Source organism: Chryseobacterium nepalense (genome assembly GCF_023195755.1).
GTDB classification, from domain to species: Bacteria; Bacteroidota; Bacteroidia; order Flavobacteriales; family Weeksellaceae; genus Chryseobacterium; species Chryseobacterium nepalense.
Genome location: NZ_CP096203.1, coordinates 581,742 through 593,855 on the forward strand (window position 1 = coordinate 581,742; position 12,114 = coordinate 593,855).

The 12,114-nt window shown below is 36.9% G+C and carries 11 protein-coding genes; 7 read left to right on the top strand and 4 right to left on the bottom strand.

Annotation, left to right across the window (positions count from 1 at the left end; translation table 11 throughout):
* The first annotated feature begins 5 nt into the window (after positions 1-5).
* Both M0D58_RS02385 and M0D58_RS02390 read left to right on the top strand, forming a co-directional pair.
* Positions 6-1,529: an FAD-dependent oxidoreductase gene (locus M0D58_RS02385; protein ID WP_248393414.1), complete on the top strand. Its 1,524-nt coding sequence runs from the start codon at positions 6-8 to the stop codon at positions 1,527-1,529.
* 10 nt (positions 1,530-1,539) lie between these two features.
* Complete coding sequence (locus M0D58_RS02390) at positions 1,540-2,196, top strand: DUF6766 family protein (RefSeq protein WP_248393415.1); 657 nt, start codon at positions 1,540-1,542, stop codon at positions 2,194-2,196.
* Positions 2,197-2,461: 265 nt separating this feature from the next.
* Here the strand turns inward: M0D58_RS02390 and M0D58_RS02395 are convergent, their stop codons facing one another.
* Positions 2,462-2,971 carry a pyridoxamine 5'-phosphate oxidase family protein gene (locus tag M0D58_RS02395; RefSeq protein WP_248393416.1) on the bottom strand — a complete coding sequence of 170 codons (510 nt, stop codon included), beginning with the start codon at positions 2,969-2,971 and terminating at the stop codon, positions 2,462-2,464.
* 362 nt (positions 2,972-3,333) lie between these two features.
* Between M0D58_RS02395 and kdsA the strand changes: the two genes are divergently transcribed.
* The 3 genes from kdsA to M0D58_RS02410 all read left to right on the top strand — a co-directional run bounded on the left by kdsA (position 3,334) and on the right by M0D58_RS02410 (position 7,081).
* Positions 3,334-4,143, top strand: a complete 810-nt coding sequence (gene kdsA, locus M0D58_RS02400) for a 3-deoxy-8-phosphooctulonate synthase (RefSeq protein ID WP_248393417.1) — start codon at positions 3,334-3,336, stop codon at positions 4,141-4,143.
* Positions 4,144-4,260: 117 nt separating this feature from the next.
* Positions 4,261-6,480: a TonB-dependent receptor plug domain-containing protein gene (locus M0D58_RS02405; RefSeq protein WP_248393418.1), complete on the top strand. Its 2,220-nt coding sequence runs from the start codon at positions 4,261-4,263 to the stop codon at positions 6,478-6,480.
* Positions 6,481-6,607: 127 nt separating this feature from the next.
* Complete coding sequence (locus tag M0D58_RS02410) at positions 6,608-7,081, top strand: DUF3347 domain-containing protein (RefSeq protein ID WP_248393419.1); 474 nt, start codon at positions 6,608-6,610, stop codon at positions 7,079-7,081.
* Between the two features lie 75 nt (positions 7,082-7,156).
* Here the strand turns inward: M0D58_RS02410 and M0D58_RS02415 are convergent, their stop codons facing one another.
* The 3 genes from M0D58_RS02415 to M0D58_RS02425 form a co-directional block, all read right to left on the bottom strand.
* The gene (locus M0D58_RS02415; protein ID WP_248393420.1) at positions 7,157-7,606 is read right to left on the bottom strand and encodes a hypothetical protein; all 450 of its coding nucleotides are present in this window, start codon (positions 7,604-7,606) and stop codon (positions 7,157-7,159) included.
* A gap of 66 nt (positions 7,607-7,672) precedes the next feature.
* Positions 7,673-8,539: a sigma-70 family RNA polymerase sigma factor gene (locus tag M0D58_RS02420; RefSeq protein ID WP_002979276.1), complete on the bottom strand. Its 867-nt coding sequence runs from the start codon at positions 8,537-8,539 to the stop codon at positions 7,673-7,675.
* Positions 8,540-9,091: 552 nt separating this feature from the next.
* Complete coding sequence (locus M0D58_RS02425) at positions 9,092-9,883, bottom strand: S1/P1 nuclease (protein ID WP_248393421.1); 792 nt, start codon at positions 9,881-9,883, stop codon at positions 9,092-9,094.
* Positions 9,884-10,199: 316 nt separating this feature from the next.
* Between M0D58_RS02425 and M0D58_RS02430 the strand changes: the two genes are divergently transcribed.
* Together M0D58_RS02430 and M0D58_RS02435 are read left to right on the top strand one after the other, a co-directional pair.
* A complete protein-coding gene (locus M0D58_RS02430) occupies positions 10,200-11,141 on the top strand; it encodes a hypothetical protein (protein ID WP_248393423.1) in 942 nt (313 codons plus the stop codon).
* 55 nt (positions 11,142-11,196) lie between these two features.
* A complete protein-coding gene (locus M0D58_RS02435) occupies positions 11,197-12,111 on the top strand; it encodes a TssN family type VI secretion system protein (RefSeq protein ID WP_248393425.1) in 915 nt (304 codons plus the stop codon).
* The last annotated feature ends 3 nt before the right edge of the window (positions 12,112-12,114 follow it).

A 12,114-nucleotide genomic window follows, 5' to 3' on the forward strand; every position in this document is an offset into this window, starting at 1 on the left:
AAATCATGTACAGAGACGGGGCAAGAAAAAGTATATGGCAGGAAGAAATCAGGAAATTTTCCTCGGATGCCGACCTTCAGCAACTCTACGATGTCGCAGTAGTTGGTGGAGGAATCACCGGCATTTCTACTGCCCTAAAGCTGCAGCAGGCCGGAAAGAGATGCATTCTTCTGGAAGCTGCCAATATCGGTTTCGGAACAACCGGCGGAACAACCGCACACCTTAATGATTTTTTTGATACTACCTTTAATCAGGCCATCAGCGATTTCGGACAGGAAAATGCACAATTGCTGGCAGATACAGGTCAGGAAGCCATTCGGATTATCGAAAACAATATACACCAATACCAAATAGACTGCGATTTCCAGAGAAAGATCGCTTATCTCTTCGCTTTAGACGAAAAACAGGAGAAAGAGCTTACCGATATTGTGGAAGGTTCCGAAAAAGTAGGCCATACCATGAATTATGTAGATGAAATTCCTTTTCCGATACCATTTAAAAAAGCGGTGACTATTCCTGACCAGGCACAGTTTCATCCGATAAAATATATTAAAGGACTTTGTGAAGCATTCATCAGTTTAGGCGGGATTATTCAGGAAGACTGCCGTTGTGAAAGCCACGATGAACAGGAAAATTATGTTGCCTTAGAAACATCCAAAGGAGAAATCAAAGCTAAAAATGTAGTGTATGCTACCCATATTCCACCCGGACTCAGTGTTCTTCATATTACCAATGCACCTTACAGAAGCTATGCTATTGCCTTCAGCCTGAAAAGCGGCAACTATCCTGCAGATCTGGGATATGATCTTATCGATCCTTACCATTATTACAGAACCCAGGAAATTGAAGGGCAGACACTGCTTATCGCAGGAGGTGAAGACCACAAAACGGGCCACGAAGAAGATACGGGCGAATGTTTTTCGCGCTTGGAAAATTATGTAAGGAAATATTTTGATGTGGAAACAGCTTATTACAGCTGGTCCAGCCAGTACTATGAACCGGTAGACGGATTTCCGTATATAGGAAAACTTCCGGGAAGCGGCGGAAAGATTTTTACGGCAACCGGATTCAGAGGAAACGGGATGATATTCGGAACCATTTCTTCACAGATTTTATCAGATCTTATTGTTACGGGAAGCAGTAAATACGAAAATGCTTTCAGCCCGTCCAGAATAAAACCGATTGCAGGCTTTGCCGACTTTGTCAAAGAAAATGCAGTGGTCGCTTATGACTTTATTAAAGACAAACTTTTTGCAGAAAAGATTAATTCATTGGCAGAAGTAAAAGAGGGTGAAGCAAAAGTTGTGAAATATGAAGGTGAATCCTATGCTTTATACAAAGAAACGAACGGAAAAGTACATTTGGTAAAAAGCACCTGTCCTCATGCCAAATGTGAAGTACGGTGGAACAGCGCAGAACTCAGCTGGGACTGTCCGTGTCACGGTTCAAGGTTTAACGTCAACGGAAAACTTCTTACCGGACCTACGGTGAAAGATCTTCCGAGAGTAGATACAGATTCAGAAAATTAACAATAAGGTTATGTCTAAAAAAGGGTTTTTATATCGAAACAGTTTGAGTATTGTTTTGATTATCTTTATGATTTCCTGCCTTGCTGCACAATTTTTTACGGGGTGGAAAACAGAAAATAAAGAATTGGCTGAAAACGGAGAGGCTGCATTAAGTATCGGACAATATGTTCACAGCGGACATTTTATCCAGGCTACTTTTGAAAACTGGGAAAGTGAATTTTTACAGATGATGCTGTATGTTGTTTTAACGGTTTCACTTCGTCAGAAAGGCTCAAGTGAATCAAAATCACTGGAAGGAGAGGAAGATGTAGACAAAGAGCCTGTTCCTCACGCTAATGCTCCATGGCCCATTAAAAAAGGCGGAATCTGGCTGAAGATTTATAAACATTCTTTATCCCTGGCTTTTGCTCTCTTGTTTATCATCAGTTTTTCACTTCATTTTTACGGAAGCCTGAAAGATTATAATGAAGAGCAGATCTCAAAAGAAAAACCTACCACTACTGCAACAGAATATATCACCGAATCCCGTTTTTGGTTTGAATCTTTCCAGAACTGGCAAAGCGAATTTCTCGCCGTGGCCTCACTGGTAATTCTCTCCATCTGGCTTAGGGAAAAAGGCTCTCCGGAATCCAAACCGGTGGATATGCCACATAATGAAACACCTTAGTTTCCTCAATTCTAATTAAAAAAGGGCTGCATCATTTTAATGCAGCCTTTATTGTATTTAATCCGTTTTGTATTTTGATTCATTTCGTCACTTTGAGTAGATTTTTGAAAAAAATCGTATCGAAAAGTTTTAATTTTGAAGATAAATCCATTCTCGATACATTTTTTCTCCACTTTGTTGCGAAAAAAAACTCGAACTGAAGAAGCTACTATCAAATTCTTCCAAATGCACAACGGGTTTATTTATTAACTTTTATGAAGGTTATTTAAACCTGTGCTTTTCCTTCAACACCATCTGAGTTATCCGTTGTATTTCCGGTAACAGCAGCGGTTACAAAATTAATAAGACTTACGAGTTTGCCTACTTTAGTATCCCAGTAATAAGATTCTGTAGGTTCTACACGGATAATGGAAACATTAGGATCATCTTTTCCCTCCTCAAACCATGCTTTTGCCATTGGTGACCACTTATCTTCAATGGTTGAACGGTCTTTGTAAATAGTAGCATTCCCAAAAACCGAAAGATACTGATAGTCACCGTTATTCATAAAGAACAACTGAACTCTTTTATCATCTTTGATTTCAAAATTTTTGTTGCTTGTATCACCACTGATAAACCATAGATTTCCTTCGTCATCCGTTTCCTGAAGAGTCATTGGCCTTGAATTGATAGGGAGCGTCTCCAGCTCCGTACAAAACATACAGATTTTTGCACTTTCGGATAAATCCTTGATTTTTTTAATAGCGTCCTGGTGAGTAAGATTTTCTGTTGACATAATTTTATATTTTAGTGATTTGATAAAAATTACAGTTTACTATTCAAAAATCCGACCATAGTGACGTCTCGATTCAAAAATTATAAACAATACAGCACTTGTAATAATCTCTTTTTCTGTATAGAAAATTAAACTATTTAGCTTTAAAGCATTAATTTATTCACGAATAATTTCAGACTATAGAAAAGGATACAAGAATATGATAAAAAGTTGCGCAGGTTTTATCCAAAAGCTGCGCAGGTTTTTAATCGAAAAAGATTCAGGCATTTTTATAAACAGGAAGGAGTTCAGTATTTGATATAAATTATTTCTGATTCTGAAACTTTCTCAGTATTTTTACTGAACTTTTTAATTTAAAGAAAATGATTCAATACTTAGATAATATTCATCACAAAGATTCAAAAAACTTTTTTCTCATCGCAGGTCCTTGTATTATTGAAGGCGAAGATATGGCGCTAAGGATTGCCGAAAAAGTTGTAGAACTTACGAATAAATACAATATTCCGTACATTTTTAAAGGAAGTTTTAAAAAAGCCAACCGAAGCAGGGTAGATTCTTTCACGACAATTGGTGAAGAAAAATCGCTGGAAATTCTTAAAAAAGTAGGAGAGACTTTTAATATTCCGACAACAACGGATATCCACGAAAATGAACATGCTGCTTTGGCTGCACAATATGTAGATGTACTGCAGATTCCTGCATTCTTGGTTCGTCAGACCGATCTGCTGGTTGCTGCTGCAGAAACCGGGAAATGTGTGACCCTTAAAAAAGGACAGTTTCTTTCCCCTGAATCCATGAAATTTGCAGTTCAGAAAATAACAGATTCCGACAATCAGAAAGTGGCGATTATTGAAAGAGGAAATTCCTTCGGATATACCGATCTTATTGTAGATTACAGGGGAATTCCGACGATGAGAAATTACGCCCCGGTGATTCTTGATGTTACGCATTCCTTGCAGCAGCCTAATCAAAGCTCAGGTGTTACAGGAGGCCGGCCGGATCTTATAGAAACGGTGGCAAAAGCCGGAATTGCGGTAGGTGCAGACGGAATTTTCATCGAAACACATCCTACACCGGAAACCGCTCTGTCTGATGGCGCGAACATGCTGAGACTTGATCTTTTGGAAGATCTGTTACAAAAATTAACGCGGGTAAGAGAAGCAATACTTTAATTGGCATTTTTACCTTACTGAAATAACATTTAAAGCGATCTTAATAAATGTTAACAAAGTATAAATAAGTTAAAATAAAATTTATATATTCACGTTTGAAATTTTAAAACATTTCTTTTGAAAAAACTAGTTTTACCATTGAGCCTTATGGTTCCTGCATTAGTATTCTCCCAGGTAAGAAAAAAGAAGGATACGATGAAAACCGCGAATATTGAAGAAGTGGTGTTTCAGAAAAAAGTGACAGGAAAAACCAATGACCTTACTACGGTGAAAATATCGGCCAAAGATGCTCAGAATGTTGCGAGTATTTCCGGAGGTATTGAGGGAATTATCAAAACATTACCTTCCGTAAATTCAAATACGGAACTTTCTTCACAGTATATGGTTCGTGGCGGAAACTACGATGAAAACCTTATCTACATCAATGATATTGAAATTTACAGACCTTTCCTGATCAGAAATTCTCAGCAGGAGGGGCTTAGTATTATCAATCCGGATATGGTTTCTACGGTAAACTTCTCTGCCGGCGGCTTTGAACCCAGATATGGGGACAAGATGTCTTCGGCACTAAATATTTATTACCGTGAACCTGAAAAATTCGAGGTTTCTGGTGAAGGAAGCTTAATCGGCGGAAGACTTACCACAGGTTTTGCCGCAGGAAAGGATAAGGAAGGAAATAGGAAATTAACGGCTTTGTTCTCAGCCCGGTACAGGAATACCAATCTTGTTCTTAACACATTAAAGGAGGATACGGATTTCAATCCGAAGTATATGGATTTTCAGACGTATCTGAATTATCATTTCAGTCCGAAGTTAACACTATCTTTCATAGGATTCTACTCTAATAATGATTATGAAATGATTCCAAAAGAAAGGGAAGTGGATTTCGGAAGCCTGCAGCAGCCTCTCAAGCTGAATGTTGCTTATGGAGGTCGTGAAGATGATAAGTATAAAAATATGATGGGAACCGCATCATTGAATTTCAAGCCCACGGACAAATGGCGATTTACCCTTGATGCATTTGCTTATCAAAACCGTGAAAGAGAATATTACAGTATTGCTTCGGCGTACGTTCTGCAGACTTTTGATCCGGTAACCGGAGATCCGGTAACATCATACGATGCAGGGGGGCAGATTGAGCATGCACGGAATGACCTTTTTGTAAAAACATACGGTGCACAGTTCAGGACGCGCTTCTCACCAAACGTGAATACGGATGTTGAAGTAGGATTCAAATATGAAAAAGAAAATCTTAAAGATTTTACCAATGAATGGCGGCTTGTAGATTCTGCAGGATACAGTCTTCCGCATGAAGCATTTATCGATCCCAGAAATGCAGGCGACTTAAATCTGATGTACAATATTGCAGGCAGAAACCATATCCAGCCTACCAGGATGTCTGCGTATGCACAATATTCCCAGAAATTTTTCTGGGGCAGCAATAAAGTATTTGTAAATGCCGGAGCTAGAGTTGCCCACTGGAGTTTTAATAATGAAACCATATTTTCTCCAAGAGCTCAGTTTGCGATTAAGCCGGATTGGGATACGGATATGTTGTTCAGACTTTCGGGAGGAATTTATTATCAGGCGCCTTTCTATAAGGAAATTAAAGACCTTGAAGGCAACTTCAATTCTTCTATAAAATCTCAGCGATCCATACAGGCTATTTTAGCCAACGACTATGAATTTTATATGTATGACAGGCCGTTCAAATTGACAACAGAACTGTACTATAAAAAAATGAATGACCTGATTCCTTATTATATGGACAATGTAAGAATACGGTATACAGGAAAAAATAATGCTTCAGGATATTCCTACGGAATTGATACCAGGCTTTTCGGAGAATTTGTTCCAGGTGTAGATTCATGGCTGTCTGCAAGCTATGCAAGAGTATATGAAAATATCGACGGGAAAGGGGATATTCCCAGACCGACAGACCAGCGATTCAGGTTTGCGATGTTCTATCAGGATTATATGCCGAGATTTCCTGCTATGCGTGTTAACTTAACTCTTGTCTACGCAATGGGCCTTCCTACGGGAGCACCGATACTTACTGATCCCTATCAGTATCAGAAGACATTGCCATCTTACAAAAGGGTAGATCTTGGACTTTCTTATGCATTTATTGATCCTAAAGAAAAGAAAAATACTTATGGATTCTGGGAGAATTTTGAAGAACTTACTTTAGGTGTTCAGGTATTTAATGCCTTTAATATCAGAAATACGGTGGCCAACCAATGGATTACGGATGCCAATACCAATTTTATGTATCCGGTTCCGGTACGCCTTACCGGAAGGTTTTTCAATGTAAAACTTGAATTTAGAATCAAATAATGAATATAAAAGAACTTCTGGTAAGAGGTTCTTTTTTTCTGAATTGTGTAACAACCTTACAAAATTTTATAACAACAATACCTTATATATTTTTATATTTGTTCATTAATAATTTATCATTTAAGGAATGAAAAAATATGTTATTGCAGTTGTATTATCTGTATTTTCCATAATTTCGGCTTCAGCACAATCTAAAAAGAATGCACAGGTTTCCGTGTTGTATCAAAACTATATTACCATTAAAACAGCCCTGGCTTCCGATGACGCTGAAAAAGCATCAAAAGCGGCATCCCAGTTTATTAAATCCTCTTCAGAAGTCAATAATAAAATAATTTCTGAAAAAGAATTAAATACGCTTAGAGAAGACGCTAAAACTATTGCAGCTTCCAAAAATATTTCAGTTCAGAGAAAATCTTTTTATCAATTATCTGATCAAATGATAGCACTGGCAAAAGAATTTAAAGTATCACAAAATCCGGTATACGTTCAATATTGTCCGATGGCTGAAGGAAGCTGGCTGAGTGATGAATCAAAGATTATTAATCCGTATTACGGGAAATCAATGTTGTCGTGCGGGAATGTAAAGTCAACAATTAAGTAATAAAATGCTTAATATAAATAGTAGATTCTTCTGCATTTCAATGTTTTATAATCATTAATATAAAAACATCTTCAACTATATAATTGAGTTCAAATCGAAATCAACGGTATTAAAATCAATAAATATTTTATACTGCGCGTGCATCAGTCCCTGTCCGAAACTACCTTTTATTCTTAATTTTCCATTTACTCTAAATTTAGAATCAAAAGGAATTTTTTTGGGAACATATTGAAAAACTTCGTCACTGTTGCTGATGTGTAAAATCGGCTGAGCCATGCCGAAGGGTTTTGTAAAAAGCATAATGAATATTTCCTGATCTAAAATAACAATATCTGCCTTGTTGAATTGATATCTGTAAGCGAGTTTGGCAACAGATTCCATTTCCATATCAAGTTTCTTGAATAGAATGTATTGTTTTCCTTTTAAAGATTGTAAGAAAGCTTTATGCTTTTTCTTATAATGTAAATGAATTGCCAGATTTCCAAATATGAAAAAGCAAACCATTGCGCTTAAAATAAAATACATTTCCATAGTTTGCAAAATAAAAACGGAGCCTGAAAATCAAGCTCCGCCATATATTTAACTTAAAAATTATTTACCCAGATAAGATTTTAAAATCTTACTTCTGGTGTTGTGTTTCAATCTCTTGATCGCTTTTTCTTTGATCTGACGAACCCTTTCTCTCGTAAGATCAAAAGTTTCACCGATTTCTTCAAGGGTCATCGGATGTTTGCCGTTCAGTCCGAAATACAGCCTTACAAGGTCTGCTTCTCTCGGTGTAAGTGTATTTAATGCTCTTTCGATCTCAATCTGTAGCGATTCAAGCATCAGATCTTTATCCGGACTCGGTGATTCTCCTGAACGTAATACATCGTAAAGATTAGAATCTTCTCCTTCTACCAAAGGTGCATCCATAGACAAATGTCTTCCGGAATTTTTCATCGATTCCTTAATATCTTCCTCACTCATATCAAGAACTTCTGCCAATTCCTCCGGTGAAGGCGGTCTTTCATTTTCCTGTTCAAGGTGAGCGTAAGCTTTGTTGATCTTATTGATAGACCCGATTTTGTTCAATGGTAATCTTACAATTCTCGACTGTTCTGCCAAAGCCTGTAAGATCGACTGACGAATCCACCAAACTGCGTAAGAGATAAATTTGAAACCTCTAGTCTCATCGTACCTTTTTGCCGCTTTCATAAGTCCCAGGTTACCTTCATTGATCAAATCCGGTAAAGAAAGACCCTGATTTTGGTATTGTTTAGACACTGATACTACGAAACGAAGGTTAGCCTTGATTAATTTTTCCAACGCGGCTCTGTCACCGGCACGGATCCTTTGTGCTAATTCTACTTCTTCATCCGCAGTAATCAATTCAACCTTACCAATTTCCTGCAAATACTTGTCTAATGAAGCAGTTTCCCTATTGGTTACCTGCTTAGTGATTTTTAATTGTCTCATCTATTTTTTCCTCAAAAAAGAGTTTCTATACTATTATACGTTGGAAATAAGCAAAAGGTTACAAATATTTCAATTAATTTTTATTGAATTAAATTACATCTGGGAAAATAATAGTAAATTATGCGTTCTGCACTCTTTAAGGCGATTTTAATTCCTGCATTACTTTAGAGATGTTATTCAGGGAATTTTATTTTTTAAGTCTTAATTGAATAAGCTTTTAATTTAGAATTGTTCTATTATTATTAGGAGCTTCTTCCCGCTTTCCGCACTCGCTATTTTTATTATTTTCGGCGCGGCGGCTTTGCCGAAAATAATAAAAATGAGCTTAAACAAAGCTTCAATCGGGGCTAGGGTGGTAGTTATCCTATTAAATGTAAATTAGTAACCATATCCACAATATTTGTCATCCTGAAGGGTCTAACCAAGCTTAAAAAATTACGTTGAGATGCTTCAGCATGGCAAATTACAGGTAATGGATTAAAAAAAGCGAAACCAAAGTTTCGCTTCAATATTATAACAAATAGTAATTGACTATTCACATTAAGTTCATCTTTAAAAAAGATCATTCAGCCATTTTGCCAGTCGTAATCCACCATATAAAAGTTGTCTTTCCATCGTATTATTGAATTTATACTGATAGTCATAAGACAGTTTGGAATCATTTGGGGTCTGTGCATAAATTGTATTGGCAATTTTATGAGAATCATACAGCCAGTCTTCAAGAGTACCTTTCTGGATTTCCTTTACTTCTGCATCAGATTTAATGTCTAACAATGTTGCATACTCGGTGTAGCTGTATTTTTGAGAATCTACGAGTTTTCCGTCCCAGACAGAATGCAAATTGGTCTTATCTCCAAAGTAAGTAACATTAATTTTATTTCCTCCCAGATCTTCCGCTCTCCCTACATGCAGAGGCTGCGCAAGATCACCCATAATATGAATAAGGAAAATCAAAGCAATTTTTCTGTCTTTCTCAGAAGTTTTTTCATCTTTGATCTGACTGGAAAGAACATTCACCTGAGTATATAAACTTGGTCCGGCTTGTCCTTTCAGTTTTTCTTCAAAAATTTTGAAATCAGTCTGCGGATCGATATTTACATAATGCCACGATGAAGCCTGTTTCCAGGCACCTGTTGTATCAGATTTAATAAAATCTGGCCAGTTGGCCCAATAAGCCAGCCGTTCTCTCCCCATCATTTTTTTAATTTCCCGCCTTGCTTTCCCGGAAAGGTGATTTTCGGCAATTTCCGCAATAATTCTGTGCCCTGTCAATCCCCACGCATATGAATACAGCGAAGATGCCATGAATGCTAAAACCAGAATTTTAGAATAAATACTTTTCATTGTAAAATAACATTTTCAGGATGCAAAGATACGGTTAATTTTGAGGTTAAAATTAAGGTAGAGAAAAGGAGTGGAAGATTTAATCAAATCTTAATTTCAATTTTAGATTAAGGTTCGGTCAAGGATAAGGTAGGTTAAATTTAGTGTGAACTAATTTATTCATGTAATTTAATCTCAACCTCAGTCTTAACCTTATTTTTGCCGTTTCTTCTTTTACTCGTAATTATTTACTATTTTAGAATAAAATTAATCAACAATTATTTTTTCAATAATTTGAGATATAGTATTTTTATAAGCCAAAATCACAGCAGACACTATGTATGAGAACAATATTGTAGAGATGCATTACAATAAACTGCAGACAGATTTCAAAGCAGAAGCTGTAGCAGTAAACCTCTTGAAATATCACAGAGCAGTAAGCAATATATTTATCCAGCGAATCGGTATCAATGACCGGGCCTATCTTAAAGATATTAAAAGTATTACCAGCGATTACCTTGGTTTCGACGAAGAAGTTTTTATTATAGAAACCTATAGGGAGGGTATCTACGATTATCTGCCGGAAGGACTTTTCCACCCGCCATCTTTGGGCGCAACGAGGAAAAACGTAGAAAGTGTCGTGAAGGAAATCCGCAAACAGAAAAGAGTAGAAGAAGATGCACGAAAGTTCTTCAGGCCTTTTGAACTGGAAATTTTCTTTACCGAAGTAAGTGCTTTGCTGAAAGAATTCGACTTTGAAATTGCCAGTGATACCGATGCTCTGCTGAAAACGGTAAGTGAACTCTGGCCGCTTGTGAAAATGATGGATAAACAAAACGCCTATATATTCATCCATATTTTGCCTTTTTTTAATCAGATCCGTGGAGATAAAGCATGGTTTGAAAGGTGCATGACCGCTTTTCTGCAAATTCCTGTTATGGTAACCTTTGCTCCAAACATTATCGATGGTGTAGAAGAGAATGATGACTCTATGTTGTTAGGGAATTCCCGCCTCGGCATAACCTATATTCCAAGTGGGAAACATATGGACGGACAGAGAAACTGGGTAGTTAATATCGGCCCTATTCCTTATGGGGAAATGAAAAAATATATCAATGGCAGCCCGTTCCGGAAAGTACTGAATGCCATGTATGATTATTTCCTTCCGGTAAGTGTGGATATTGAAGAGAATTTTATCACTGAAAAAGAAGCCTTTTCATTCGCTCTGGAAGATGATGAAAGAAATTCAAACCGACTTGGATACTCTACATTCCTCTGAAAATTTTTAACTATATTTACTAAACCAATTAAAAATATTAATTCGAAAAAGACACATGGAAATTTCTTCAGTAAAGGGAATCTTTTTAAGGTATATTCTCATGCCTTTATTTGCGGTTATTATGATGGTAATCCTCGGAATTATCAGAAGAAATAAGCCTGCGATAAAAATAAAAACCATTATCATCTATGTTCTGCTGTGCAGTTTGTGTCTTGCCATTCCGGGATTTTTCGGCTTCGCGGGAAATCTTTTCAATCCGTACTGGTATCTAATTGCACAAATCATTTATCTGGTTCTGGGAATAATACATGTGAACCTTTCAGACAAATATTTTAAAAAACATTTTACTTCTTTAACGAAAAGCATACTATTTGAATCCATTTTATCCGTTACCTGTGTCGGTTTTGGAGGATATTTGTTTTATTTAATATTCAACTGGATGAGTAAAGGTACAGGATATCCCATAATGGCCGCGACAAGTATTTTAATATTCCTTGTTCCGCTGGTTTTCCATTACTGCTATGTTCAGTTAATTAGTATTCCGGTTGATATATATAAGACCTGGCGCTATTCTCCGGAACAGAAACTACCGGACTTTGAAGGAGCAGATTTCGACAGGCTGATGGTTCTGAATGTTGAGCTCAGCAAAAATCTTGAAGATGCCAACAGATTTCGGATTAAAGCCAAAACATTGCCTACGGGAATTACTTTCGGAGACTGGTTTTATAGGGTAGTGGACGATTACAACCATAAAAATCCGAATTCCGTGATCCATTTATCAGATCAGCAAAACGAATCGTATTATTGGATTTTCTATACGAAAAAGTCATTCTTCAGCTTTAGAAAATATATTGATTTTGAACAGGATATTACAGAAAACAGGATTTCTGAAAACGATGTGGTGATCTGTAAAAGGGTCATCCAGCATGAGGAAGAAGGAATAAGAAGAACACAATCTCACACCATTTAAAAA

Coding starts and splice junctions, on each gene's coding strand:
- M0D58_RS02385 (WP_248393414.1), top strand. CDS start 6: ATGTACAGAGACGGGGCAAGAAAAAGTATATGGCAGGAAGAAATCAGG.
- M0D58_RS02395 (WP_248393416.1), bottom strand. CDS start 2,971: ATGTCAACAGAAAATCTTACTCACCAGGACGCTATTAAAAAAATCAAG.
- M0D58_RS02415 (WP_248393420.1), bottom strand. CDS start 7,606: ATGTATTTTATTTTAAGCGCAATGGTTTGCTTTTTCATATTTGGAAAT.
- kdsA (WP_248393417.1), top strand. CDS start 3,334: ATGATTCAATACTTAGATAATATTCATCACAAAGATTCAAAAAACTTT.
- M0D58_RS02425 (WP_248393421.1), bottom strand. CDS start 9,883: ATGAAAAGTATTTATTCTAAAATTCTGGTTTTAGCATTCATGGCATCT.
- M0D58_RS02390 (WP_248393415.1), top strand. CDS start 1,540: ATGTCTAAAAAAGGGTTTTTATATCGAAACAGTTTGAGTATTGTTTTG.
- M0D58_RS02420 (WP_002979276.1), bottom strand. CDS start 8,539: ATGAGACAATTAAAAATCACTAAGCAGGTAACCAATAGGGAAACTGCT.
- M0D58_RS02430 (WP_248393423.1), top strand. CDS start 10,200: ATGTATGAGAACAATATTGTAGAGATGCATTACAATAAACTGCAGACA.
- M0D58_RS02410 (WP_248393419.1), top strand. CDS start 6,608: ATGAAAAAATATGTTATTGCAGTTGTATTATCTGTATTTTCCATAATT.
- M0D58_RS02435 (WP_248393425.1), top strand. CDS start 11,197: ATGGAAATTTCTTCAGTAAAGGGAATCTTTTTAAGGTATATTCTCATG.